Source organism: Paenibacillus sp. JZ16 (genome assembly GCF_015326965.1).
GTDB lineage: Bacteria > Bacillota > Bacilli > Paenibacillales > Paenibacillaceae > Paenibacillus_AQ.
The window spans coordinates 595,026-620,770 of sequence record NZ_CP017659.1; the positions used below are offsets into that span (position 1 = coordinate 595,026).

Below are 25,745 nucleotides of genomic sequence, written 5' to 3' on the forward strand. Positions count from 1 at the left end.
AAATGTCAAAATGTAATCAAGTGATCGATCAGTCGCTTGGCATAGTCCGATTGGACCTGCTTTAATTGCTCGACGTGAACTATCTCCTCAACCTGACCACTTTTAAAAATAAGGATCCGATTGCAAAGGTAAGCTGCTGCTTGTATATCATGGGTAATAAAGACATAACTCATCTGATAGATTTCTTTTAGTTCCTTTAATAATCGTAGAACTTGAATCTGAACAGATACATCCAAGGAACTCACGGCTTCATCGAGTACAATGCACTTTGGCTCCGTTGAAACGGCTCTTGCGATGCATACCCTTTGCACTTCCCCCCGGACAGCTCATGAGGATACTTTTTTTTGTACGAGGAATCCAACCCGACTCGACCCAACAGAACGTCGATTTTGCCTCGAAGATCTTTTCCGGGTCCCCTTAAAGCTCTCAATGGTTCCATGATGGCTTCTTCAACCGTAAAGTACGGGTTAATGGAAGATGTATAATCTTGAAATACTGCACTGATATTGCCCAATCTGGTTTGTCGGTGCGTCACGTTGTTACCTTCGAAAACGATCCTTCCACTATCTGGCTTCTCGATGCCCAAGATGAGACGTCCAAGCGTTGATTTTCCGCTGCCGCTTTCTCCAATAATACCAAGACACTCGCCCTTCCCGCATTCAAAGCTTACGTTCCTGAGAATGTTTTGACGTTTACCCGTCATCCATCCGCCAATGCGGTAGGATTTATCGACGCCTTCGACTTTCAGCACGGATTACTCTCCCTTCATGATGGAATTGAAATGGTTGCTCAGCTCGAGGCGAGTAGAAACCAAGTATTGGGTGTATGCGTGGTTCGCATCTGTAAATACCGTTTCGGTTATGCCCCTTTCAACAATCTCTCCGTTTCTCATCACAATGACTTCGTCCGCAATCTTCCTCACAACCCCCAGATCGTGGGAGACAAATATCATAGAACTGCCTGTGCGTTCGCGAAGCTGAATTAATTGCTCGATCACTTCATATTGAGAAATCGTATCCAGTGCCGTTGTCGGTTCGTCCGCGATGATAACGTCGGGTTCAAGGACCAATGCCAATGCAATCATTAATCGCTGCAGCATCCCGCCCGACAATTGGTAAGGGTATTTATTCATGATCTCCTGTGGATCATGAAGCATGACGCTCTTCATGGCATTTATCATGATGGATTCCGCCTCGCTTTTACCCCAGCCGAAATGCTGCTTCAGTGTCTCCTTGAAATGCACGCCGACTACGCATGATGGATCGAATGCGCTCATTCCATTCTGCATGATCATGCAAATGTATTTGCCACGTCTTTTTCTCATTTCCTTCTCCGGGAGTAGGGTTAAATCATCCCCTTTAAACAAGATATTCCCGGATTGGCGAATACCTGGCTTGTGTAATCGGATAATCGACCTGCATGTCATGGATTTGCCGCTTCCGCTTTCTCCTACGATGGCCAGACAGGTGCCCGACTTTAGCTGAAACGAGCTGTTATGGATGATATCTTTACCGTCTTTCGCGTTCCAAACCCTCAGTTGATTTACCTCAAGCATATTCATAGGCCGGTTTCTCCACCTCTGCATTTCTTTGCATTCTTCCCGAGTTCATTCGTTTCGGATCCAGCGCATCCCGAAGTCCATCCGCCAAAAAATTAAACGCTAAGACGGCAATTACAATGGCCAGCCCAGGCGCAAGCATGAGTTCCGGACGGGAGAACATTACCTCTCTCGCCTCATTCAGCATCATTCCCCACTCGGCGTGCGGGGCCTTTATTCCCAATCCAAGAAACGATAATCCTGAAATTTGCAGAATCATGGAACACATCGAACCGCTTGCGGTAACTGCAATATCGGAAAATGTCACGGGAACAATATGTTGAAGGATGATCTTGCGATTGTTGATGCCCGCTGCCTTTGAAAACTTGACATAATCCATCTCGGAATACTGCATGACCGATGTCCTGATGACGCGGGCAAACCACGCCCATTTCATAGCAACGAATGCAATCAATATGTTCTCGAGACCCGCCCCCAGAATGCCCACGACCGCTAAGGTCATGACATATCCCGGAAAGGATAGCATAATATCACATAGTCTCATGAATACCTTATCTGTTTTCCCGCGAAAGTATCCTGAGATAAAGCCTACAATCGCCCCCACGCCTACTGATGCCATGAGTGCAACTAAAACCCAAAGTATGCTGGGGCGAATACCGTAAATCAGCCGGGATAGAATATCTCTCCCTAAATGATCGTTACCAAGCCAATGAGACCAGGAAATCCCTTCATACCGAAGATCCATATTAACTTCGTTAGGATCATGCGGAGCGAACACGGGGGCTGCGACACCAACGATTAGGATTGCTGCAATAACAATCAGAGACAGGCTGGCTAGCTTGTCATTGCTTAAATTTTTTAGGACTCTCATCAGATTTCCTTCCTTAGCTTCGGATTGAATGCCGCATTAATCAGGTCAGCCAGGGTGTTAAACAATACAAAAGCTACGGCCATAATAAGGACATAAGCCTGTATGACTGGGAAGTCCCTGCTCAGAATCGACTTTATGCTTAACCGACCGAGTCCCGGCCATGCAAATACATTTTCGATAACGACCGTACTTCCCAATATAATCGGAATGGCCATGCAAAATATGGATACGGCGACCTGCAAGGAATTTCGTAGAATATGAATGGTGATCTTCCTCTCAGGCAAACCGCAAGCTCTCCCATAGACAACATAATCTTCGTGTAATTGAAAGAGCATGGAGCTTCTTACGTTTCTGAAGTAAATGCCTACATAAGCCACTGATATGACCGTCACCGGTAGAATGTAGCTTTGATAAGAATCCATCCCACTTGTCGGTAATAGGTCCAAATGGACGGAAAAATACCAGATCATAAGCGAGGCCAGCCAATAGGAAGGCATTGCGGTCAGAAGGAAGGACCACCCTCTGATTGACCGATCCAATAACTTACCTTCATTGAGTGCACAAACAACCCCCAAGATGATAGATAGCAAGATAATGAAGAACGATGAAATTAAAGTAAGCTTTAACGTATTAAGAAACGCGGGGCCTATTAATGACCAAACCGATTGCCCTGTTACATAGGACTCTCCAAAATCCAGTCGAAGACTGGCTAACACCCAGTCTGCATACTGTTTAAGGAATGGCTGATTCATTCCCAGTTCCTCCCTCGTTTTGGCAACCAGCTCGTCCGTGATTTCAGGGACCTCTTGGGCGCGAAGCACTACTTCCACAGGGTCCATCGGAGACAGATTAATCAATAGGAAAGTCAAAAACGATATGACGACCAGAATTGGAACGGACAATAATAGACGTTTAATAATATAACTTCCCATAAATCTCTCCTTATCGAATGATGGTCTGTCCTATTCAAAATACATGCTTTCGAACGGGAGCTCGAATTGCGTTTGTTTGAAAGCAATCCCTTTTAATGCCTTAGGTGCGAGCACCGTAACACTGCCATTCGAAATCGGGATAAATACGGCCTCATCATGCACGATCCGCATGATCTCCGCGTACAAATTTGTCCGGTTATCTTCATCGGTAGAGACCATTACCTTCTGAATAAGGTTGTAGAGGTCATCTGCTTCCTCGATTCCCTTGGTAGTGTGGAGATAAGAAGCTTCCGAGGTGAAGGCCGAGATGGTGCTTTGAGGATCATACGCCAATCCCCAAGTTTGATTGAACAATAAGTCATAATCCCCTGTAGATCGGCGATTCGCAATGGAAGTGGATTCTTCGCCGATAATATCCAGTTGTAATCCAATTGATTTTAATGCATTTTGAATAAATTCAGCCTGTGTTTTTTGTGAGGAGGAGTTGCTGTCGTAATATAAATTCATGGCCAGTCTTTGACCCGATTTACTTCTGACGTCATTGCCACTGGCTAATTTCCATCCGGCTTGGTCCAGTAAGAGCTCGGACGCTTCTACATCATAACCCCGCTCCTTTAATTGGACGTCTGCATAATTGACGTTGGATGAGAACAATCGATCCGCTTCCGCTTCTGTGCCTTCAAATATGTCCTTGCTGATGGTTTCCCGATCTATTGCATACCAGATAGCTTCCCGGACGGCGGTTTCGCTTATCGGGCTTTCCGATTGGCTGCTGTTGGCAACGATCATTTTTGTATTCATGGCGTCACTTCGGACTATTTGGTAATTCCCCGTATCGACCAAGCGGTTCATCGCTTGTACATCGAGGCTGTCCGCTCCCCGGTCATCAGTGAATACGAAATTCACTTCTCCTTTTTGCAAAGCGAGGAACGTGGTTTCACCGGCCGGAAGCACTTTTGCAGTAATTTTTTTGATTTTTGGAGTTCCTCCCCAATACTCCTCATTAGCGGTGAAGGATGCATACTGGTCGATCTGATGTTCCTTGAATATGTAAGGACCTGTGCCGTTGGACCCGCTCACGCCATTCTTCGTCTCACCTTGAATGAAGTCTTTGGGGGAAATAAATACATAGGGTCGTGACATGGACAGTTCGACCAGTGCAGGATAATATGATTCACTCAAATTGATTTGGACGGTGTATTCATCCAGAACGGCTACACTTTCTATTTTGGACGATAGTTTTATCCAAGCGTGCTTCTCGGCATTACGCTGGACGGCATCGATATTTTGCTTGACCGCTTCGGCATTAAACGGCTCTCCGTCATGAAACTTCACATTTTCCCTTAAATAAAAGGTATACACTTTTCCATCTTCCGAAACGTCCCATTTTTCAGCTAACAATGGTTTGATGCCTTCTTCTGTGTTCTCTACCAAAGACTCGTACACCATCCCCTGAGCTGGCATGGAACCCGTGTACAAATGAGGATTCATGTCATGAATATCTTTGGCTGTTGCATAGATAATTTCATCTTGGATTGCCGACTCACCATTCTTACCCTGAGTTGCTTCACCACACCCTGCTATCAGTGCAACCGTGATAATGTACATACAAACCTTAAGAATTCTGTTCACGCTTTCCCTCCCAAAAATAATTAATGTACTGCTAATGAATTTCTTTCCCAGACCAGACCCTCATTGATCCCCCTATCTCTTCCCATTTTTACTCAGTGCAACTTAATTGTAATCATTACTATTTAATCCGAAAAAAATATAGCATGTCATCAAAAAATAGTCAACAAATTCTTCCATGGAATTTTCTATACAAATTAGAGGACTGCGCCAGTTGACATCGCAGACTTAAAAATATTCGTTCGCCTTAAGATTCCATAGCCTTATGCATGTAGACTTGCTATGAGACCGATTTAGTACAAATAACGGTCCATTGTCTTAAACACGATACCATCCCTTTTTACACTAATTACTTCCTAACCACTCCTCAACAGTGCAGGAAAACCCGTTAAAACTGTTGGCTTTTTGAGAGACGTAGCCAATATTCGAATAATCTTTAAAGCTTCCTATGAATTGTCCGAGCCATGCGACTGTACTTGCCTGCATTGGCAAAATCCTTTAAGTAATGTCGATTTAGCGACTTTCTATGGGACTATGTTCTTGTCCCCCGACATCCGAGTTGTGTCACAATTGGCGTGATTGCCTCAATCAACTTATCACTCTCCTTCTCTTTTAAACGAAAAAAAAGCCGCTGATAGCAGCTTTTACATTAATCAACTTGCTTTTAACCAATCGTTAGTTAAACAAAAACAGCCGATCACATTGATCAGCTTTGCTGCCGGTCATGAACTTAAATAGTCAGTATCACAGAAAACTCTCTACATTACCTTTCATCTTTTACTCCTACCGGTTATAGGTTGTAAATAATCTGCCCAAGTGCATTTATTGACAAATACCCAGAACCTTAGATGCTATCTAGTAATATTATAAGCGACTAGACTTATTTAAGCGAAACTAGCGTATTTATTTCATTATCTATCGACAAAATATTTCCCCAGATCTTCTCATTAAATATTCCATCTTCATTGATTAATTGACTCTGCTGTAATGAAAGGTCTTTATAGAGAATAGATAATTTTTTTAAGAGATCCATTTGTTGCGCAGTAGGGTTATTTTCTTTGATTTTTACATAAATATAGTCACTCGTATTCGGGCCATTTAATAGATGTTGATACTTTCTTTCAAGAGCAACATACAAGGCATCAGATTCGTAACCGTTAAGTGTCAGCAATGAACGAACAAATTCTGTTTCAAGTTTATTATTCTCTACCGCGTAGGTCAACGTATCACTTATTCGTAATTGAGTTTGCCACATTACTCCGTTCAATAAATATAAAGTATGTGGGTTATCGTTTTGTTTATCCTGGAATTTTTCTTGGACAACGTAAGCTAAACCACAGATAACGATTAAAATGCCTAAGATATATATGATCTTTCTTTTCAAGTGAACACCTCGTTGAAATTTTGGTTGAATTAATGAAGTCGCTCTAATGAGAAAATACTGACTAAAACTCATGATTATAATATGTCTCAATTTTTGGCGTTACGAAGAAAGCTAGTGATTTTCCAATATTACATAGGTATACTGCCTTAGCTTTAATGAACATTTTATTTGTCCCGTCTGTTTGCTCTTCAAAGAAGAAGTATGCAGCAGTACCTCCATTTAAATCTGCGGATGAAGTTACCCCAGCAGTCTTACTCGGAAGATCGGCCTTTTTGGCAATTGCACCGCTCCCTGTCGTACTTCTTATTTTGCGTTCAGCATAGGCCTTCCAACTACTCATCACATTAGAATCTATCGTGGTAGTAGTTACCCCTAATGTTGCATTTTGATAAGCAGCCCAAGTAGTAGCCAATAGATTATAGGATTTTTTCAAATATCCCTTTAAGATTGGAATTTGTAATGCTTTAACTGGCGTACTATCTAAAGGATAACTTGTATCTTTTCTATAATTGAGAAGTAGTTTCAGCATTTGCCACTCCTAATCCGAAAAAGCTGTTCAGATTAAATTTAGTAGATGATGCTACCTTTTGTTCATTAGCGTGTTCCATATCTGAAATAATTTGATCTTTTAATTCCAAGTAACTTGAGGGCATCTCTCCAAAGGCCAAAATGCCAACGCCGTTGTCACTTTGTAATGTTCCATAGGTCTCAGTTACATATACTTCCTCTGTTTGAGGATTAATGTACACTGTAAGTGCGTATCGATATCTATGTTTTTTTCATTTTTAGCCTCTGCAATAACAGGACCAAAATAGACAGTTTGATCATTTACGGTATACTTCGTAAGTTCTCCATCCATTAAAAACTTAAATTTTTCAATCGATTTAACTTTAATCTTGCCTTCCCCAATAATATGTACTGAAGTTTCATCTATTTCATCAATAGAAAACTTCAATTTTGCAGATCCGTCTGTTTTATCCGAATTTTTGAAATCATCATTAAGAAAGTGTTTATTACCTTCTTTTAGGGCCTTACTCCATAGAAATGAGTCTGTTTCTTTTGGGTTTAACGCAAGCTCAATATTATACTTGTCATTCCCCTTTGCCATCGTATGGAAAGGAAAACTCCCCAACACTATAGTAAAACAGCAAATCAAAATAAATATTCTTTTAGACACTTCTTTAGCACTCTCCAATATGTAAATTTAAAGCTTGTTAAATTTATCACATATAAGTTTATGTTTTAACGCCCAATTAGTGGTAATTTAATCTGGGTATGAAGCAATCATTACTCATATACATTTCCGGGTTTCGTGTATATACTACAATCCTTCCACTAGGAACGAAAACAAACGCTTATGAAAACTACATTTCCTATTTCAAGAGTGTTTATCCTTTCATCGTGTCAGTTGTCCCATAACAATGTGAACATTTCCATGAATTATGGTATGGTACTTAATGAAGTTTTAAGTGCATGTGATCAATGTTTAGATAATCATCTAATCGGTAATCGGACTATGTTCTTGTCCATTCCGGCAATCGGTACAAGTTCTTGTCCTTGACTCGGGACAAGTACTTGTACCGATAACATAAAAAAGCCGCTAAATTAGCGACTTCAATGGGACCATGTTCTTGTCCCTCGACATCTTTATGGGTTGTGTCATTTGGAAATGTCATATTACGACCTCATTATGCAGTAACATTTGTATATTCATTCCATATCCTCCTCGCACTTTCCTGCCCGTTAGTTTAACAAAAAGCAGCTGATCATGGCCAGCTGCTTTTCTATATTTTTTAACTATCGTTTCCCGTTAGTTGAATAAATAGCTACTCAACCCACTTCGGTATTTGTCGCCTAAAATACTTCCCAACCTTCTCTAACTCATCCATAACGCGCTTTATTTTATCGTCTTCTAGAAACCAGTTCTCTTTAGTTGTCCCTGATTTATCAATTATTGGACTAACATAAAAAACAGTCTCTCTAGGAAAATGAAATTGATAAGTTAGTAGTGCTCTTCGTGCATGATAATTTTTACAGACCAATAAAATTTTTTTAGGGTAAATCCCTTGTTGCTGCAATACTTCCAAAGAGAAGCGAGCATTCTCAAAGGTATTCGTTGCTCTATCTTCTTTAAGTATTGCTTTAGGATTAACCCCTAACGACACACCCAAATTTTGTAGATATTGCCATTCGGTTGTTTCTACATATGGGGTGGAACCTCCAGAAGGTAATATAAAGGAAGAGAGCCCTTGATGATATAACGTTGCGGCTCTTTCCATTAACTGAGGTTGACTCGCGCCTGGGATTAAAATAACATCTGCGTGTCCGATCTCCGTTTCGAAAAACATAAAATCACTAATGCAATCAAATGGAAAAGACATAGTGAACCTCCTTACTGAATTCACATATGTATTCGCCGTTGTATCCCTCCATCCTGCCCATTAGTTGAACAAAGGCAGCCGAACTCGTAAACGGGTGCCTTCTCTTGTCTTCTATTTAACTAACGTCTCCCGTTAGTTGAATGATTTCCCTGAAATTTGATAAGTTATTTCTCTTGTTTAATTGGTTAAATGACCTTTATAGAGCCATTGATCCCCAGTTTTCACAAAATCCATATAGACGGCAACATTTCCATCATCTACTTTTGCCAAAAATACTTGAACCTCATTCTCACTCACTGGTTCAAAACCGCGATACTCTAAGTTCCCAAACTCAATTGGTGATAAGAGAGAAACATTTCGCTTGGAATCATCATCTTGTAAAGTATACGTTTCGCCCTGTTCATCCCACTCCACTTTAGGGACAGATAATGTTGCTAAGGCTTCGTAATCTTTTTTATTCATGGCGTCAATTACTCTGAATGCTGCATTCAAAGGACCTGTAATTGGCCCCATGTCCATTTCACTCGAAGTATACTGAGCCGCTTCTAATTCAGCTTTAAGGTGCTCGTTTTCAGCTTGAAGATCCATTTCCTGATTACCTTGGGTAACAGGTAGATCTTCATCAGAATTACCACAAGCAACCAATGCGAAAGCAAAAATAAACAACAATACAAATTTTCTCATCATATACCTCCTTGTATACGGATGTCCTATATCTTTATAAACGACTGATGAGAAGTTTGGTTACGTTAATCTGCCCGTTACTTCAATAAACAAGAGGCAGCTCAACGTTGCATGATCTTCCACTCTCGTGTCCCGTTAGCGTAATGCATTACGCTACTGTTCTGATTCAATCGTTTCCCATAACGAATCCCGTGACACATTTAAATATTTCAATTGCTTCATACCATAGAGGAAATCTGGCTTCCGATTGATCATGCTCATTCCTAAGTCCAAGATTCGCAGGTGCTTCAGCTTCTCTAGCTCGAGGGGTAGCTCATGGATCGAGGTGTATTGAATCGTAAGCTGCTCCAGTTGTTCCAACTTTCCAATCTCCGGTGGGATGCTGTTTAGGCTGATCTCTTCCTTCGGCTTAACCCGATACCCGGGAGCTGGCCGATCCGAGCTCGCACATTGGATGCAAAGCTCTCTCAGGTTCTTCAGTCTGGCTATTGATGCGGGAATACTCTCCAAATCAGCCGTCATGATTTTCAAGCGTTCAAGCTTGCTTAATTCGAACAGCCCTTCGGGTAGACGATAAAGATCCTGTTCAAATATTTCTAAATCACGCATCTCTGTAAGCTCCCGGATTCGCTCAGGCAGCTCTGTCAGCCCATGTCCGCTTATATACAGCCGGTCGGTTTTATGCTTAATGGCATCATCTAGCAGACGATTCAGGTCCCGGTGAGACTTTAATTCCAAAAAAAGCCCTGTAATTCGATCCATCAGTTCGATTGCTTCTTCCTCAGTTAATTCCATACCATACATATGTTCATGGACAACCGAGTAAAGGTAGTCTCCGCCACCTTCTTTCAAGAAACACAAGTCTTCCGGCAGGCTAGGGTAAATCCAATCCGACAGGCGGTTTGCCATTTGCTTCAGCAAGTACCCGCTTTCTTCGCAGCATCTATAAAAATAGTAGGTTCCTGCAGTATAAAAGGCATTACTGCGATAGGTATTTCTTATTTGTGTAAACTCATCCCTATTATCACCTTGGATTATGATTGTTTTCACCAGATAAGGTTCCAACGCTTCCAATACGCTTGTGTAGTGGCTCCTTACCACATCACCCGGAATTTTCTCCCCAAGTACAAAACATTCCGAGTTCCGTATTGCCAAATCTATTACCTGCTCGTAAGCTTCACCTTTAGGGTCTGTATACATTCTCATCCCATAAGTCTCCATTCCCATTCAAAGTAATAATATTTCCAATACATAACACCATAAATTGGAACTATCCTGCCCGTTAGCTTAATAATTGCATGGAAACATAATTAGATATTTATCTAATCGGTAATCGGCTCACGTTCTTGTCCTTTACGGCAATCGGTACAAGTTCTTGTCCTCGACTCGGGACAAGAACTTGTACCGATAAAACAAAAAAACCGCTAAAATAGCGACTCTCAATGGGAACAAGATCTTGTCCTGCGACACCTGGACATCATTTAGGTTAAACTGCCGTATAACTAACCTACTGGTTTTTAATGTAGTCGTCCCTGTATGTACCAGCATGTTATATTCCCCTCTGAAGAGTAAGCTCTCTGTTTTTATATTTTTTTACACGCTGTTTTCCGATAACGTCTTATCTACGAACTTCGTAAATAATTCCATATGTAGAGTATTCGTGAATTTATTGAACTATCCTGCCCGTTAGCGTAAAGAAACCGCAGTCGATCAACTGGTCGGCTGCAGTTTTATCTTTAGTGAGCTATCGTTTCCCGTTAGTTGAGCATAAGCTAACCTTAAATCCACTCTTTTCCATGTTCTCGAATGAATTTAATATCGTTTTGATAATGTTCAAGATGCCCCTCATCCATCATCTTTTGAAAAGCAATGTCACCTTCACTGCCTTTCCTTATAATTGTTTTACATAACCCTTCTAATCGTAGCAATACCATTTCCAAGTAATCTTCTTCCTTTCCTTCACCGTACGATTCAAAAAACAATTTAACTCTTTGTTTTATACGGTTAGCATGCTGTAATGAATTATAATAAATAATTTCACCTGTTTCGGAAAGATAACATCTGCTTAAAGGGACGCAAGTATAAAGCGTATATGCTATGTCCCAAAGTCTTGGACCAGGTCCAGCAACATCAAAATCAATAATACCTATTGGTCTTTCTTGATTAAAAATAATATTGTATATTGCAAAATCATTATGGCACAATACTTCAAACTGTAGAGGGGTGTTATCTATCGATTTCCAGCTCTCATCAAATGAAAAATCACTCACAGAATCATGATAAAACCTGAGCATTTTCGCTATTTCTATTAAGACATCATCAGACCACATGTATTCCTTTAAAGGATAATTACCAGCTTCTCCTTCAATAAATGATAATATCTCTCTTCCTTTTTCATCAATACCTAAAAATTTAGGTGCATAACTGAAACCTTTGTTCTCCAAATGCTTTAATAGCTTATGAATTTTGTAACTATCTGGTTTTAATTCGCGTCGTACAGTATCTCCCGAACGATACACTTTAGAGACATTCCCTCCTGGTAGTATTACTTCATTTTCATGGTTTGACATTAAAAATATTCCTCCCTGATATGACTTTCTTTTAACCGTAAAACAATCCTGTTTGTTCAATTAGCTTGGAAAAGGCAGCCGAACGTTCGGGCAGGCTGCCTTCGTGTCTATTATTGATCGTTAGCTGAACTGATTTGGTATCGCAGTGTGATTTGAAATAGAATCGATTATTATATCCCAGTCGCCATAGTGAAGCTCATGCCCAGTACCTTCCAATGTCAGTAAAACCGCACCTGGAATTTCGTTAGCAAGATTTTTTCCATGTTCATAAGGGATAATCGGATCTTCAGTGCCATGTATAACCAAAGCGGGCACGTTTATTTCACCCGTCCTAGACAAATAGGATTCTCCACCTGTGAGCATGCCATGATTATGGATGCTGGCCATATTTTTGCTTCTTTTTATTTCTTCTTGTGCCAAATGATAAACTTTTTTCTCATCAAAAGGATGCTTTGAACCCACTAGGATTCTTGATCTATCTATTGCAAATTCGACTACCGATTGTTCGTTATTCCAATCTATTGCCCCCACATTCGAGAAAAAATCCATAATCCTTTCCTCCATCGGGGGAGATCCGGAGCAAAATTGGACGTTGATAAGAGGGTAATGGTTAAAACTCTCTCTGGATGCCGCAGAGCTATCATTTGAGTCAGCAAACCACCCATGGACAAGCCTACGATGTGTGCCTGCTGAATTTTATAAGCATCCAATACTCGAACAGCATCATCTGCCATATCTTCGAAAGTATAGCCCGGTTGACCAGGTTCGTAAGTTGTTGAACGTCCAACATCGCGGTTATCATAACGAATGACAAAACGTCCTGTATCTGCCAGGCGCCGGCAAAATTCTTCTTCCCACCAAATCATTGAGGATTGGGCACCCATAATCAGTAATATTGCCGGGTTACCTTGTATTCCGAAACTGTCGGTACATATTTCAATCCCATTTACTTTTATTAATCGTTCGTTCATGTAAATTCCTCCAATATTAATGTAGAAATAAAAAAAACACAGGCTATCGGCCTGTGCATGCAGTAATCGAATAAAGAAATTGAAAATGAACGTAATTAGATGATTACCCTATGATAGACTCGCAGTCCCCTCACCGGATAGATTAAAAGGGTTCATTACATTTTCTTTAAATCCAGCCTATACGACATGAGCTTAGAGTTACCCCTGTCTCCAATCGCATAGTACTAAACTAGGTTACCGTGGAAGGTAAACCAATCTTCGATTACGATGCACGCAAAACAAATAGCCTTAAACCACTATTTAAATTCATTTGTGCAAAGAATATCGAAGAATTAGTTTAACACACGTAACCCCTCCGCTCTTATCAATTATTGCAATGCTAACACATGATGAATTTCTATGTCAACACCTGGAAAGTGTCTTTCAGGCTAACCGCTCAGTTCAACGCTAATCTGCCCGTTAGTTGAACAAAGGCAGCCGATCTCGTTAACGGCTGCCTACTTGTCTTTTATTGAACTAACGTTCCCCGTTAGCATAACGATGAGAAGCTTTTGTCTCCATTGTCAATCTTTTCGACGGGCGACATGGAGAACAGCGCCCCAGTGGCGGCGAACCGACTTTTCTGGGCGACTATTAAGGCGAACTCGGATTTCGTTGAAGAGTTTTTCGCGTTTCCATTCCTCCATAAGTATGTGCCCGGAGAAGGTTTCGAGGAGTTTAATATAAGCGTTAACACGATAAATGCGCTCCCAATCGAAATGTCGTATGCGAACAACCTCAAAAAGGCCGCTTTTCTCAATCTCATCTCTTTGCACGTGAAGTTCCCCTGGCCTTGGCCAATCGTTGTTGTCTACCGATTTACCTTCGCCGATCTCATAGTAAACGGTTTGAATTTCACGGAAGAATGGGTCTTCATCGTCTGGAAAAACGTGATCTGCGTTCCAAAATGCTAGGTGTCCGCCAGGACGAAGTGCCTGCCATGCCTTCATGTACCGAACTTCGGGATCAACCCATTTCCAAGCGGTTGCAGCGAATACCAGATCAAAACTATTCCCCGCCTCCGGTTGCCAGTCTTCGAAATTACTGTTGATTATGTCAACGTCCATTCCGACAAGGTTATGACGGGCAACTGCAGCGAGCTCGGCTCCAAGTTCTACGCACGTGATTTTAAATCCGCGCTTGGCTAATGGGAGAGTAGCCTTTCCTGTAGCACAACCCACTTCCAACAAACGATCGCCTGGATTCAAATTTGTAGCAAAGATTAAGTCATCGAACAATTCATCAGGGTAATCCGGACGCGACTGCTGATAAATATTCGCGGCTTGTTCGAATGATTCGCGCAATTTATTATCATTTTTCGAGTTCATAGTACCTCCTTAATACGGCAGGCGATTGACTTGGCCGGATGAACCGTCGATATATTCAAATACTCCATGTATCTCATTGGGAATCACATCCAGATCCGAGGATATAACATAATTTATTCTATGATCTGCTGCACTATCCTGCCCGTTAGTTGAATAAAGGCGGACTTTAAGGGGAATCTGCTGTTATTCAAAATGCTAAAAAAATCGACGATAAAGTTCTCGTCGTCGTTCGCCGCGCAGCTGAGCATATATTTGAGTGGTCGATGCTTTTTCATGCCCTAGCATGCCTTGAATGAAATCTAAAGGTGCTCCATTATCGAGGAGTTGGCACGCATAGGTATGACGAAATCGATGCGGATATAGATTTACTTCAATCTCTCCTCGGCCTGCAAGCCGTTTCAACGCCCACCGGATCGTAGGAATGGCCATCCGTCTACTCGGATGTGTATCGGTTACGAATAAGGCTTTACAGTTGTCTTCACGGCCGGCCAGATACTTCTTGAGCCACACTTTACACTCTGTCGTGAAATAAACTTCTCTCTGCTTTGAACCTTTGCCATTAACAATTGCAGAGCAGTTTTCCCAGTTAAGATCCTCGATTTTTCCCATGCTTCTTGCAGCTCGATATCCTCGCCCGATAGATACCGATTCATTAATTCTGAATTAGCAAAATCCTCAATTTCAATCAGTGGTTAAAGGTTTTGATAAACAATAGAGAGGAATTTATTAGAACCTTGTATGACTATAACGTGATTTCTATGGAATAAGGTTGGAATAAATACTAATTACGACGAGATTTTTCATAACACCTCACGTTCAATCAAACGTTGGAAATTGAGTGCGTCTCTAGGAGAAGGGATGAACGAATGTCCGAGGGCAAGAACATGGTCCCTTTGAAATCCATGATTCCATACAATTTGGGGTTGCGACTATCGAAATAAGCAACTTTGTATTCTTCATTCTTCATCTGGTTCGCAATAAAACACCAGGCATTTCGCTTACGATCTAGAGAAAACGGGATTAAATGGCCCTATTTCCACTGATCCACCCTCTCTAATATTAATCATTTTATGAGTCTCAACGCTCGTCATACTTTATAATGAAAGTCTCTGATTCGATAAGTTTTTCTTGTTTCTATCTCCTACTGCACTAACTTCTTGAATCATGTACAGAACTGAACCATTGCTAAACTGTGATACCAAATCACAAAAGGATTTTGGTAGTTTGTAATTCAATGATTTTCTGTTTTTTCTATATCTTCCGTTAGCTAAAAAAAAGGAGCAGCTGCCAACAGGCGAACTGCTCCATGATATTTTAACTTAATGTAAAACAACTTCATTTCCTTACCATTAAAGAATGACCTAAAAACCAGCTATATAATTCCGGATTATCGTATGTTTCTGTCCAGGAGTTGTGATTCGTCTCAGGATAAATTGTGAAAGAGACATTTCCACCGTTTTCGCGAAGTGCGTCTACCATTTTTTCTGATTCAGAAATGGACACTATATCATCCTTCGCGCCATGGAATGCCCAGATGGGTGTTCCTACTAGTTCATGTACCCGGTTGGGGTTACCTCCACCACATATCGGAGCGATAGCTGCGAACCTTCCTGGATATTCTGCTGCTAAGTGCCACGTCCCATAACCACCCATGCTTAGCCCCGTCAAGTATATCCGATCTGGATCAACGTTATAGTTTGCAATGATCTCATCTACTAATGCCATCAATCCGTCTTGTTCAGCATTCCAAAAAGAATCCTCCGGGCATTGAGGGGAAATCGTAATGAATGGAAAAGAAGGATCGCGTTCTGCTATCATAGGAATTCCATGTGCTTTTACCAACTCCAGATCATCTCCACGTTCACCTGCCCCGTGAAGAAACAAGATTAAAGGCCACTTATTTGAGGACTCTTTTTCATGTTGATCTGGCAAATGTAAGAGGTATTTCATCCGCACTCTTTTAGTTATTTCTTTTTCAAATTTATTTGCGGTTTGACTCATTGTATCTCCCTCACTTTACTGATATCTCCCATAGGGGGTAAAAATAGAATTCCCCATATTTCCCGGAATTCCTTCAGTTGCATTAACCTGCCCGTTAGCTAATGAAGTTGCATGGAAACATAATTAGATACTTATCTAATCGGTAATCGGAACAAGTTCTTGTCCTCGACTCGGAACAAGAACTTGTTCCGATAAACCTACCCCAGAGATTTGCTTTGGTCTATGGCAGCCTCCAGATCGACACCCACTTTCCGACCGACTCCGTTGCATACCGGGCACATCCCTTGTGTAGTATTGAAGGAGAAATGGTCGACATTGCCTACTTACGGCTGGCCCACACGCTCGAATAACAAGCGTAACATCGGAGCAATATCGCTGACCGTGCCGAGTGTCGATTGCATGCCTCCTCCAAGCCGCTTCTGGTCGACCACAATCGCCATGCTCAGGCTTTCGATATTGTCGGCGCGGTTGCGAGGCAGGAAATTAAGTGCAAACTGAAGTTATCGTTCAACAGCGCCTGCGCTTCTGCAGCGATGGTATCAAAGACAATCGACGATTTACCAGACCCGGACACACCGGTAAAAATTGTGATTTTACTAAAAATGACTGAATCCAAAATGATGAACTGCTTCATGAGTTTGACGTAACTTGTGTTTTTCAGCGTGGCTACATCGACGATTTGGATTTCGAGCGCTACTACCAAGTACAGGTTCTTATTCGTCCCACGTCTGAAGATTAATGGCATATTTATACAGAATAATTGGTGGCGAATTGTTTGCTGTCCCTGATATCAGTGATGAAGTTCCTCAGAGGCTGCTTTTGCTGGCAGCAAAAGCATGAGAGCAGCCGCTATAACATAACATGCAATTAGCCAGGGAAGAATAAAAGTCAATGCATCGCCATAAGCAATCAATTGATTTTCTTCAACGGTAAATGAAGAGTTTAACCTAGAGAAGAAAAGGACACCCAGGATCGCAATTCCGATGGAGTTGCCTATTTGACCAATCGTAGTAAGAACGGCACCGGCAGAACCAGCATCTTTGCCAGGGACCCCAGCAATAATGACATTCACCAGAATAGGCGCAGTAAAACCGATCCCTAATCCGCCGATAAACATTGGCAAGGCGAGCGCCCAATAAGATGGATCAACACCATCTCTGACATTTAGCAATAGAATTCCCTGAGAGATCGCAAGAAGTAAACTGCCGAACACAAGCATGGCGCGACCGGCCCGGTTTGCAAATTGGACACCGATGCCAGATGTAATGATAGACCCTATCGCGTAAGGAAGAATGGCCATACCCGTTTCAAGCGCATCCCGTCCGGTGCCGAATTGAAGGTAAAGGGCAAATAGGAAGAAAAATGAGCCTATACCCCCAAAGAATAACAGGGAAGCGGAAAGACCACTTGTAAATGCTCTTATACGCAAAAGCGCCGGATCAAGTATTGGTTGATCGCCGCCTGCGGCCAAGCGGCTTTCTCTCATAAAAAAGAGCGCTATCAATGGGATGGATAAGGCAAGCATTACGAAGCCCCACCATGGCCACCCCCACTCACGTCCCTGTACTATAGGTAACAAAATTAATATCATCGCAAATGAAATTAGTACTGCGCCACCCAAGTCAAGTTTCATTGAACCAGCTCCACGGGATTCAGGTATATACCTGAATCCAAGAATAAGACCGACGATACCGACTGGTACGTTCACCCCAAAAATGGTGCGCCAACCCAATCCCAAAAGATCAGCATTAACAAGTATTCCTCCAAGCAGTGGCCCCGCCAGGCTAGCTAGACCTAAAACAGCACCATAGGCTCCGAATGCCTTAGCTCGTTGAGATGGCGTAAACGCTGTGCGAATAATGCCAAAAACCTGGGGTATCATTAAACTTCCAGTTAACCCTTGCGCAACACGTGCAGCGATTAAGAAAGCCGGACTAGTAGCAAGCGCACATAATAACGAGGCTAAGGTAAACCCCATAAGTCCTATTAAGAAAGCACGTCTCCGTCCAAACTGGTCACCTATTCGTCCGCCCGTTATTAATCCAGCTGCTAACGCAAGTGTGTACCCTGCCACCGTCCATTGGAGCTCTGCTTCGCTGGCTCCTAACGATATGGATATCGAAGGAGCAGCTACACTGACAATCGTTGCATCAAGCAATTCCATGAAAACCGCAACTAAGACGACAACTAGAGAAATTAGTTGTGAACGGGGACTTACTAATCGACTTTTCAATTTAAATACCTCCACTGTAAAGTATCTTTATGATAAAGCTTTATTATTATACAACATTATCGAATTATATTGTCAAGGGAATATTTCCATTCAATATAACCAATACAACATATCCGTTTACGCCTTTACAGTCGCTTTGAAGTACATTAAGATAGTGGTGATTAAGCTAGTGTGATAATCTAGAGATGATATATTGATATTAATCAAGGAGAAAGTATCCATGGATAATCCAGAACTTAGAGACGTCACTGAACACCGCGAGCAAATTGTAAATGAACTTCGACGGTTTGGTGCGAATTACGCCGAGCTTTCACACCGATTTGCAACTTCGCTTAATTTACATTCTACTGACGCTATTGCATTAATAGAGATTTTCTACGCGGAGGATATTGGTTCTCCACTATCGCCTGCACGGTTAAGTGAGCGTATTTCGTTATCGTCGGGAGCAACCACTGCATTGCTCAACCGTCTTGAACGTGCTGGGCACATATATCGTACTCGCGAAGCTACCGATCGACGGATGGTTACTCTACATAGCGGTCCTAATGTCCAAGCGCATACTGCACAGTTTTTTGGACCTCTCGCTAACCACGTAGATTCAATGCTCAGAGAATATACGGACTTGCAGTTGATTCAATATGTGACTTTTTTAAACAAGTTTAACTCGACTATGAGATTAGTCCTGGATGAACAACAACAAGAACCCAATTCAGAATAAAAAAGCACTGACAATGGCTTCTTTTCCCGGAATGCTGGCTACCCTCATACCAATAGCTTTCATTTTCACTTCAACAGGATAGCTAACTCTAGTTGCCGACAAAAAAACACCTCCAAGATGATCTCCATGCCCTACGACATGGTTGCATTTTCTTGAAGGTGTTTTAATTTGTCTTACATTAAGGGGGCGGTTCCCCTCCCCGGTCAAGGCCTTTTATTTTCAGCTCCAACTGCTTGTTGTATCATTCATGAAGAACTGAAATGTAATGTTAAAATGATCTTTCACTATTCCGAAGCAGGGACTGAATTCAGTTTCTTGCAACGGGAATATAACTTGTCCTTTTTCACTGAATTTTTTATACATTTCTTCAATCTCGATTTGTTGCGTAGCTGTAATGCAAATATTTACCTGATCTCCGATTACAATAGATTTCCCCGGAAAGATGTCAGCGACCATCAAATCATTTTCACCGGTTTGCAACACAGCATGGGAAATACGAGTCTTCACTTCATCAGGCAAACCATCGGCATCCGTGCCTTCCCCGTACGTAGTTTTGAACAGTAATTTCGAGTTCAACGCTTCCCGGTAAAACTCAATCGCTTCCGCAGCTTGTCCATCCAGCATAATAAATGGTGTTGAGCGCATTGACATATAAACAGCTCCTTTTACTTGAAATTGTCCAATTTGTTATTTGGACTTCATTAGCATCTTATCGTACAATAGTGACAAAACTTGTCATAAATACAAGAAATGGAGTTTACAATGGCAAAGTCGAAAAGACCGATCGAGATTATGATAATCATCAACAGATAGAAATCCTTCAACACCAAAGATCTTGCCAATTTTGCGACCTGGTTAGATTCTATGAAGGCTACTCTATAATGTAGTCACATTTGAGTCAAAATCCTATAGTGTGGCCACTTTTCTGCATTTTTTGATGACACAAATTATTCTACATAAAAAAAAGCCCGGCAAGCCATCCCAATGCTCTTCCAGCAGCTTGCTGGCCCAGCGATATACTTGCATGGTGATGTTAGACGGATCTTCCATCTTCATTTGTCTGGAGAAGCCAGTGGGCGATCAAAGTCCGCTCCCATACACCCGATCAAAGAGTTGTTCCATAACAATGTGAAAAAACTGTCATGCATCATGGTGTTATTGAAGGTTTTAACTACATATGCTTATTATTTAGATGATCATCTATCGGTAATCGGACTATGTTCTTGTCCCCCAACACTCGACATTTTTTCATTTGTTCCGCTTAAGTCTTTGTTTCGCACGCTTCGCGATCTCAACTGGCTAAAGCCGCTAATCAAAAAAGCCCGCTATTTATGCGGACTTTTAAGCGTACATGTTCTTGTTCCTCGACAAGTGGAGATCAATCTTTCGGCTTAATTGTAATGCCCAACTTCTTAAAAAATGGTTGCAACTGCTGTTCCACTTGCTCTATATTCGTTTGATCTTCCTTTGATAGCCGTTCAATATGAACACTACCATCCGGATCAAGTGTTTTGGCGTCATAAGCCATTAATTCATTTACTAATTTTTGAAACTCATCAAACTCTTCTTTGCTTAATATTTGCCCTGCTTCATCTAGCACTCCATTCCAAAAAGTAGCGCTATCTATAGGTTTAGCTTCTCCCTTCGTTGATTGAACTTCATTTAATTTGCGAAAGAGTGGCTCTAGCTCTGCGGTTAACCTTCTATAGATTTTTTGCTCTCCTACACTCAATCTCTCGATATGAAAATCCCCATTTGCATCGGCAACTTTCAAATTAAGGGTGCCCAATTCTTTTAGTAAGGACATCCATTTTGTAAACTCCTCTTCACTTAGGTTTTGTTTAGCGGTCTGCAGCTTTGCCTCCAGCCCATCATATTGTTTTTGAGTTACTCCGATATTTTCCCTCGAACCATAGATGGAATCAGCTATGTAGCTATAACCGGCAAAAGCACCTGTTGGGATTAACAATGTAGCGGCCAAAATACATACAACGACCCATTTTTTCATTTGCCTTCCTCCTTGAATGTGTACGACTTTGTTTAATATTTTTTCCTTGAGCTCCGTTGGTGCGTTCCATTCTTTGGTCTCTTCCTTAAAAGCAGTTTTCAATCTTTCATCGAGACTCATTTAGCTCCTCCACCTTTCCCATAGCCAGAATGCTATTTTTCTTTTTTTGCGCATCTTTTGCAGAGCAGCATTAATCCGCGATTTTACCGTACCAAGAGGGATTTCTAATGTGGCTGCAATTTCTTCTTGCGTGTAATCATTCATATAATGCAGAATAACTACTAGCTTCAGCTTATAAGGAAGTCGATTTACGCATGCAAGTAGCGATTGATTCGATACTTTGTTGACCACCTCACTTGAGAAATCGTAGACCACGGCTTGGTCAATCCGTTCAGCTTTTTTGATGATCCGCACATGTGTCCAACTCTTTCTGCGGTAAGCCTGAACTTGCCGCATGACCACTCCCATTAACCAAGGCCGAAACGGCCTGCTTACGTCAAACTTTTCAAGAGACCGGTATACTTGAATATAAATCTCCTGAACGACATCCTCTGCATCTGATGGTTCCCGAATAAGGAAATAAACAGTATTGTACACGTCCTTAATGGTTGCTTCATATAACTCACCAAACGCATCACGGCTCCCGGCCAGCGTAAGCGAAATAAGCCTTGCATATTCAGATTGATGATTCATCTGCCACCTCCCCCTTCGGTCTTACAGTATATATTGGTAATATTTATTGATATCGTTCGAATTATTTCAAAATATAGGACAAGTATTCAGCTGTGACCGGAAAATGATTTATTTCTGCATATCGGCATATCCGCTGGCGTTATTGTTAAACCAAGATGCCTTATAAGAAAATCTGCCGAAGTTAAGGATAAAATTCCTTATCACAGGCTTTGGACAAAAGCTTATATTCATAAATCAAAAGGCCCGCTATTTATGAGGACATTTATGCGTATATGTTCGTTGCCATAAAAAAGCGGGCCCTCTCTTTCTCTACAAGGGGCTCGCTTTTGTAAATCATCAGCTGAGCAAAGTTCAACTAACGTATCCCGTTAGTTCAATCATTGAATGCTGTAGTATACGATCGAATTGTTCTTTGTAGTAAATGAGAAGATCTCCATCTTGTGGCTCGATTTCCACGGGTATCTTGATTTGATCGTACACATTTTCTTGCTCATTCATCCATTGGGCATGAAACACATCGTCTCTGTGTCTGGCCCTCCAGACTTCCCTCCATTCGAATTCAGGAAATGAAGTTAACTTTTCTTCCTTGCCGATCTCATGGTAATCCTTAAGATCGTTTAAATGAGCCCGTTCCTCCTCGGTCGTCGATTCGTACCACTGGGGGGTAATGGTTCAAAAACAGAGCATGGTTACAATGGAAAATCTGGATGTCCCGTTGCCGCAGTGAACGTACTAATGGCGTTAGTTTATTCAGAATGATTTTTTCTTCCTTCGTGCATGAGAAGTTCCTCTTTACGTACTTAACTCCCCACCTAAGGAATCAACAACAGGACCGTCCTCCCACCCAAATTTCCACAGATTCACGAGTGCGATTCCAATCTCTTCAGATCGAAAAGTGAATTGGGATACGAACGTACAAAACTAGATTCCGTATATGTTGCGCCGGGAAGTGGCGATCTTGGGGTGAATTCTAAGTCAATTTTAACGTCCATAACCAACACCTCCTGAAACGATTTTCGTCACAACGGAGAAAATTCCTTCAAGCCTCACTGAAACTTCTTAGTTAGATACTTGTACCGATAAAACAAAAAAGCCGTTAAATCAGCGACTTTCTATGGGACTATGTTCTTGTCCCCCGACAGCTTTCCACTATGCACGGCTTCAATAAGCTTACGCTCACCAGCTTCGTTACTTGATGGCTCCATACCAGCTGCAAGACTATTTACAATCTCATCGACGGCTCCCCAATCATAAAACCCGGCAACCAATATTAAAAATAAAAAAAGAGAAAGCATATCAACAGTCGTCGAATCGCTTTCTCTGCATTTAAATTCATTCGCCCGGCCGCGCTGCCACCACTTCCGGCACGCCGCGCGTGAACAGCTTAACGGATACGCGCGGCTTTGGATCGCCTTCTAAGCGGCAACTGAACGAGACGGTTTGCCCTCCTCTTTTTAGCAACGGAGCTTCCGACACAGCCTCCACCGTCTTCAACAAGTTCCAGTTAGCGTCGTAGACACGGCCTATCCGGTCGCCCTCGCACACGAGATACTGCCCGGCGCCGATCTCCGTCTCAAATGTCATGTAGCTGCCGCCGGCGTAAAACGTCGGCCGCTTAACCATTCCCCGCGTATTGCCATAGGACGGCACCGCGCGCAGAATGAATCGGAGCGGCTGCTCCTCTTGCCGATTGTAGAACGCCCAGTCCGAGCCGCCCGGCTGACCCGGTTGCTGCTCTTCCGGATTGCACAGCAATTCATCCGATATGTCCACAGGATACAGCCTCCAGCGGCCTTCCCCCGCCGGTTCCAGATGCCAGTCGCGGGCAGGGTCTTGCATCTGTTGGCGCTGCGACTCGCTGAACGCATTCGACCGTCTGGCGGCCTCCCACTCGCGAACAAGCGCCAGCAATTCGCCGATATTGCCGTTTCGCTTTAACACGGCCATGTCGGCAAACAATGCGAATCCGGCGTCGAAACCGGCCGCCTTGGAGAGCACCCATTCGATCTCGTCCTGCGTCGTCGCTTCGAACTGGTTCGAAACGGAGCGGAGCATAAACCAGCCGAGCATCGCCGGAATAAAGTTTCGGGCAAAAAAGCGCTGATTATGGAGCCGCCAATCCAACTGCCCTTCCCGCGTCGCGGCTCCCCACGGCTCGCCCCAGTTGAAGCGTGTATGGATATGCCAGGCGTAATTGGAAACTACGATGCTGGCATCATTGATCACTTCGCCTTCCCATCCGTCATAGCAGCGTTTGACAAAGCGGTTTGTCGCGTAATCCTCATGGCCGGTCGCATAGACGCCTTCCAGACCGTCAAACGAAATTTGCCGCAATCCCGTTGCTTGAAACAAGGACGTAATCCGGTCACAGTACGCATCCTGCAATTCCAAATTCGGAAAAAACACATCGTACGGGTGGTCCCACAACCGGCCGACAGCCGTTCCCGTCTCGTGGGCGGAAATCTCCGTCCCGTTCGCCCCGCGACGGCAGCCGAGTAGCCTCCACGGCGCTTCCTCCGATACTGCGTCGTATTCAATCAGTTCGTTTTCAATAACGGCCGTTCGCCGGAACAAGCTAACCTGAAACGGACGCGGATCGTCAACCTCGATCTCTGTCGCTTCTATCCCGACAGGTGCAGTCAGCAGCCCCCTTCCCACAAGCTGCAGCCGTTTATCCGGTTTGGGCGTGACATAGGGATCGTTGAGTGTCGTAAAATTGGTCAACGTATGGACGCCAACAATTATCCCTTCTTTCTCCGCCGCCTCAACGCAAGCTTTCATCCCGGCATCTCCATTTGGAAAGGCTGACGGTTTCAGCTCGAAATGTCCCCAGTTCGCGAACGGATCGGGATGATAAATACCGCAGAGGCCGGCTTCCTTCGCGAAAGCTACCGCATCTCCAATGGCACCTTCATTAAAGTCGGTAATCAGATACGACTGCTTCGCATCCGGCGACGACTTAGCCCAAGCACCGTCAATCGTTGGATGTGGCAGCCCTTCGCCCAGTTCGATCGCTTCGATTATTTGCAGGATAAGATCGGCCGGACAACCAAACAGCGCAATTTTTGACCCGGTCAGCGCTGCATCCGGGCCATCCATAGGGGTGACCGGGATGTCGGGCGTTCCCCATACCGTCCGCCGTTCATCTCGCGTCCGGTTACGCGTAAACGCTTGCAGCAAGCTGCCATCGGCTGTCGGCCAGGCTGCGCAGACGTCATACCCGACCTTCGCGTCCGGGTAAGGAAGGTCGGCAAAGCGGTCCAGTCTCAGGTCCACCGGGAAGCCGCCGAGCGTCTTCTCGTTTAAGGCCTGAAAGCCCAAAGCATATTCGCCGTCATGCACGACCCCGACCGACTCCCCGATCGAGCCAGAAATCACCGTTTCGTAAGGGCCCCAGAGCAGGACGTCCGGCTCCGTGCCAACAATGCGCACAATCTCGAACGTCGCATAGTCTCCCTTTGCGTACGCTTCCACTTCCAACCGCACAGCCCCGTCCAAGAAGTCAAATACCATCAGGAAACGGCTGCCGTCATCGTGCCCAACGCTGCTTGTGACGCATTGAAGCCGTTCCGGCTCCAAAATCTGCCCGTGTACCGCTATTCGCACAAGAGGAGAGCCTGCTTCTCCGGCAAGATAACACTTTCCCGTCGCGGCACATTGCAACCCGATCAGACGGCCGAGACCGTCCATTTGCAGCTCCATATGCTTCAATCGCATTCCAAACAACCCTAACATGCCCGCTTCG

At 43.2% G+C, this 25,745-nt stretch carries 22 protein-coding genes and 3 pseudogenes; 1 reads left to right on the forward strand and 24 read right to left on the reverse strand.

Going from position 1 to position 25,745, the window contains the following annotated elements; translation table 11 throughout:
* Positions 1 to 5: 5 nt before the first annotated feature.
* The 19 genes and pseudogenes from BJP58_RS02620 to BJP58_RS02710 all read right to left on the reverse strand — a co-directional run bounded on the left by BJP58_RS02620 (position 6) and on the right by BJP58_RS02710 (position 18,581).
* Positions 6 to 751, reverse strand: a pseudogene (locus tag BJP58_RS02620) (ABC transporter ATP-binding protein).
* 3 nt (positions 752 to 754) lie between these two features.
* The gene (gene cntD, locus BJP58_RS02625; protein ID WP_194542674.1) at positions 755 to 1,561 is read right to left on the reverse strand and encodes a staphylopine uptake ABC transporter ATP-binding protein CntD; all 807 of its coding nucleotides are present in this window, start codon (positions 1,559 to 1,561) and stop codon (positions 755 to 757) included.
* Positions 1,548 to 2,429, reverse strand: a complete 882-nt coding sequence (gene cntC / locus BJP58_RS02630; RefSeq protein WP_194542675.1) for a staphylopine uptake ABC transporter permease subunit CntC — start codon at positions 2,427 to 2,429, stop codon at positions 1,548 to 1,550. Before cntC ends, cntD begins: the two co-directional genes overlap by 14 nt.
* A complete protein-coding gene (gene opp1B / locus BJP58_RS02635; RefSeq protein ID WP_194542676.1) occupies positions 2,429 to 3,361 on the reverse strand; it encodes a nickel/cobalt ABC transporter permease in 933 nt (310 codons plus the stop codon). Before opp1B ends, cntC begins: the two co-directional genes overlap by 1 nt.
* A 30-nt stretch (positions 3,362 to 3,391) precedes the next feature.
* Positions 3,392 to 4,969, reverse strand: a complete 1,578-nt coding sequence (gene cntA, locus BJP58_RS02640) for a staphylopine-dependent metal ABC transporter substrate-binding lipoprotein (RefSeq protein WP_269468911.1) — start codon at positions 4,967 to 4,969, stop codon at positions 3,392 to 3,394.
* Between the two features lie 901 nt (positions 4,970 to 5,870).
* On the reverse strand, positions 5,871 to 6,374 hold the full coding sequence (locus BJP58_RS02645) for a hypothetical protein (protein ID WP_194542678.1): 504 nt from the start codon (positions 6,372 to 6,374) through the stop codon (positions 5,871 to 5,873).
* Positions 6,375 to 6,435: 61 nt separating this feature from the next.
* Complete coding sequence (locus tag BJP58_RS02650; RefSeq protein ID WP_194542679.1) at positions 6,436 to 6,903, reverse strand: hypothetical protein; 468 nt, start codon at positions 6,901 to 6,903, stop codon at positions 6,436 to 6,438.
* Positions 6,878 to 7,123, reverse strand: coding sequence for a hypothetical protein (locus tag BJP58_RS02655; RefSeq protein WP_194542680.1), 246 nt, complete (start codon positions 7,121 to 7,123; stop codon positions 6,878 to 6,880). Before BJP58_RS02655 ends, BJP58_RS02650 begins: the two co-directional genes overlap by 26 nt.
* Positions 7,087 to 7,482, reverse strand: coding sequence for a hypothetical protein (locus BJP58_RS02660; RefSeq protein WP_194542681.1), 396 nt, complete (start codon positions 7,480 to 7,482; stop codon positions 7,087 to 7,089). Before BJP58_RS02660 ends, BJP58_RS02655 begins: the two co-directional genes overlap by 37 nt.
* A gap of 718 nt (positions 7,483 to 8,200) precedes the next feature.
* Entirely contained in the window at positions 8,201 to 8,755 is a 555-nt protein-coding gene (locus tag BJP58_RS02665; RefSeq protein WP_194542682.1) for a YdcF family protein, read from the reverse strand.
* Between the two features lie 177 nt (positions 8,756 to 8,932).
* On the reverse strand, positions 8,933 to 9,442 hold the full coding sequence (locus tag BJP58_RS02670) for a hypothetical protein (RefSeq protein ID WP_194542683.1): 510 nt from the start codon (positions 9,440 to 9,442) through the stop codon (positions 8,933 to 8,935).
* Between the two features lie 150 nt (positions 9,443 to 9,592).
* Complete coding sequence (locus BJP58_RS02675) at positions 9,593 to 10,348, reverse strand: leucine-rich repeat domain-containing protein (protein WP_194542684.1); 756 nt, start codon at positions 10,346 to 10,348, stop codon at positions 9,593 to 9,595.
* A gap of 869 nt (positions 10,349 to 11,217) precedes the next feature.
* The gene (locus tag BJP58_RS02680; RefSeq protein ID WP_194542685.1) at positions 11,218 to 12,009 is read right to left on the reverse strand and encodes a phosphotransferase; all 792 of its coding nucleotides are present in this window, start codon (positions 12,007 to 12,009) and stop codon (positions 11,218 to 11,220) included.
* Positions 12,010 to 12,129: 120 nt separating this feature from the next.
* Positions 12,130 to 12,980, reverse strand: a pseudogene (locus BJP58_RS02685) (alpha/beta fold hydrolase).
* A 563-nt stretch (positions 12,981 to 13,543) separates the two neighbouring features.
* Positions 13,544 to 14,347, reverse strand: a complete 804-nt coding sequence (locus tag BJP58_RS02690) for a class I SAM-dependent methyltransferase (protein ID WP_194542686.1) — start codon at positions 14,345 to 14,347, stop codon at positions 13,544 to 13,546.
* A gap of 195 nt (positions 14,348 to 14,542) precedes the next feature.
* Positions 14,543 to 14,956, reverse strand: coding sequence for a tyrosine-type recombinase/integrase (locus BJP58_RS02695; RefSeq protein ID WP_113059955.1), 414 nt, complete (start codon positions 14,954 to 14,956; stop codon positions 14,543 to 14,545).
* A 726-nt stretch (positions 14,957 to 15,682) separates the two neighbouring features.
* Positions 15,683 to 16,348, reverse strand: a complete 666-nt coding sequence (locus BJP58_RS02700; RefSeq protein WP_006210636.1) for a carboxylesterase family protein — start codon at positions 16,346 to 16,348, stop codon at positions 15,683 to 15,685.
* Between the two features lie 203 nt (positions 16,349 to 16,551).
* A pseudogene (locus BJP58_RS02705) lies at positions 16,552 to 16,943 on the reverse strand (excinuclease ABC subunit UvrA); the annotation flags it as partial.
* Positions 16,944 to 17,138: 195 nt separating this feature from the next.
* Positions 17,139 to 18,581, reverse strand: a complete 1,443-nt coding sequence (locus BJP58_RS02710; RefSeq protein WP_199341198.1) for an MFS transporter — start codon at positions 18,579 to 18,581, stop codon at positions 17,139 to 17,141.
* Between the two features lie 220 nt (positions 18,582 to 18,801).
* Here BJP58_RS02710 and BJP58_RS02715 point away from each other — a divergent pair, with 220 nt between their 5' ends.
* A complete protein-coding gene (locus tag BJP58_RS02715) occupies positions 18,802 to 19,299 on the forward strand; it encodes a MarR family winged helix-turn-helix transcriptional regulator (protein WP_194542687.1) in 498 nt (165 codons plus the stop codon).
* Between the two features lie 219 nt (positions 19,300 to 19,518).
* Here BJP58_RS02715 and BJP58_RS02720 read toward each other — a convergent pair whose 3' ends face one another.
* The 5 genes from BJP58_RS02720 to BJP58_RS02735 all read right to left on the reverse strand — a co-directional run bounded on the left by BJP58_RS02720 (position 19,519) and on the right by BJP58_RS02735 (position 25,735).
* A complete protein-coding gene (locus BJP58_RS02720; protein WP_194542688.1) occupies positions 19,519 to 19,950 on the reverse strand; it encodes a VOC family protein in 432 nt (143 codons plus the stop codon).
* Positions 19,951 to 20,205: 255 nt separating this feature from the next.
* Positions 20,206 to 20,355 (reverse strand): hypothetical protein, encoded by a 150-nt coding sequence (locus BJP58_RS34080; protein WP_336245437.1) that lies wholly within the window; start codon positions 20,353 to 20,355, stop codon positions 20,206 to 20,208.
* A 322-nt stretch (positions 20,356 to 20,677) separates the two neighbouring features.
* The gene (locus BJP58_RS02725) at positions 20,678 to 21,427 is read right to left on the reverse strand and encodes a DUF3600 domain-containing protein (RefSeq protein ID WP_194542689.1); all 750 of its coding nucleotides are present in this window, start codon (positions 21,425 to 21,427) and stop codon (positions 20,678 to 20,680) included.
* Positions 21,428 to 22,000, reverse strand: a complete 573-nt coding sequence (locus tag BJP58_RS02730) for a sigma-70 family RNA polymerase sigma factor (RefSeq protein WP_194542691.1) — start codon at positions 21,998 to 22,000, stop codon at positions 21,428 to 21,430. It lies immediately after the preceding gene.
* Positions 22,001 to 23,332: 1,332 nt separating this feature from the next.
* A complete protein-coding gene (locus BJP58_RS02735) occupies positions 23,333 to 25,735 on the reverse strand; it encodes a hypothetical protein (protein WP_194542692.1) in 2,403 nt (800 codons plus the stop codon).
* Positions 25,736 to 25,745: the final 10 nt, after the last annotated feature.

Excerpts from the sequence above, each read along its gene's own strand:
- cntD (WP_194542674.1), bottom strand. The coding sequence starts at position 1,561 with ATGAATATGCTTGAGGTAAATCAACTGAGGGTTTGGAACGCGAAAGAC.
- cntC (WP_194542675.1), bottom strand. The coding sequence starts at position 2,429 with ATGAGAGTCCTAAAAAATTTAAGCAATGACAAGCTAGCCAGCCTGTCT.
- opp1B (WP_194542676.1), bottom strand. The coding sequence starts at position 3,361 with ATGGGAAGTTATATTATTAAACGTCTATTATTGTCCGTTCCAATTCTG.
- cntA (WP_269468911.1), bottom strand. The coding sequence starts at position 4,969 with ATGTACATTATCACGGTTGCACTGATAGCAGGGTGTGGTGAAGCAACT.
- BJP58_RS02650 (WP_194542679.1), bottom strand. The coding sequence starts at position 6,903 with ATGCTGAAACTACTTCTCAATTATAGAAAAGATACAAGTTATCCTTTA.
- BJP58_RS02660 (WP_194542681.1), bottom strand. The coding sequence starts at position 7,482 with ATGGCAAAGGGGAATGACAAGTATAATATTGAGCTTGCGTTAAACCCA.
- BJP58_RS02665 (WP_194542682.1), bottom strand. The coding sequence starts at position 8,755 with ATGTCTTTTCCATTTGATTGCATTAGTGATTTTATGTTTTTCGAAACG.
- BJP58_RS02670 (WP_194542683.1), bottom strand. The coding sequence starts at position 9,442 with ATGATGAGAAAATTTGTATTGTTGTTTATTTTTGCTTTCGCATTGGTT.
- BJP58_RS02675 (WP_194542684.1), bottom strand. The coding sequence starts at position 10,348 with ATGGCAAACCGCCTGTCGGATTGGATTTACCCTAGCCTGCCGGAAGAC.
- BJP58_RS02680 (WP_194542685.1), bottom strand. The coding sequence starts at position 12,009 with ATGTCAAACCATGAAAATGAAGTAATACTACCAGGAGGGAATGTCTCT.
- BJP58_RS02690 (WP_194542686.1), bottom strand. The coding sequence starts at position 14,347 with ATGAACTCGAAAAATGATAATAAATTGCGCGAATCATTCGAACAAGCC.
- BJP58_RS02695 (WP_113059955.1), bottom strand. The coding sequence starts at position 14,956 with ATGGGAAAAATCGAGGATCTTAACTGGGAAAACTGCTCTGCAATTGTT.
- BJP58_RS02700 (WP_006210636.1), bottom strand. The coding sequence starts at position 16,348 with ATGAGTCAAACCGCAAATAAATTTGAAAAAGAAATAACTAAAAGAGTG.
- BJP58_RS02715 (WP_194542687.1), top strand. The coding sequence starts at position 18,802 with ATGGATAATCCAGAACTTAGAGACGTCACTGAACACCGCGAGCAAATT.
- BJP58_RS02720 (WP_194542688.1), bottom strand. The coding sequence starts at position 19,950 with ATGTCAATGCGCTCAACACCATTTATTATGCTGGATGGACAAGCTGCG.
- BJP58_RS34080 (WP_336245437.1), bottom strand. The coding sequence starts at position 20,355 with ATGAAGATGGAAGATCCGTCTAACATCACCATGCAAGTATATCGCTGG.
- BJP58_RS02725 (WP_194542689.1), bottom strand. The coding sequence starts at position 21,427 with ATGAGTCTCGATGAAAGATTGAAAACTGCTTTTAAGGAAGAGACCAAA.
- BJP58_RS02730 (WP_194542691.1), bottom strand. The coding sequence starts at position 22,000 with ATGAATCATCAATCTGAATATGCAAGGCTTATTTCGCTTACGCTGGCC.
- BJP58_RS02735 (WP_194542692.1), bottom strand. The coding sequence starts at position 25,735 with ATGTTAGGGTTGTTTGGAATGCGATTGAAGCATATGGAGCTGCAAATG.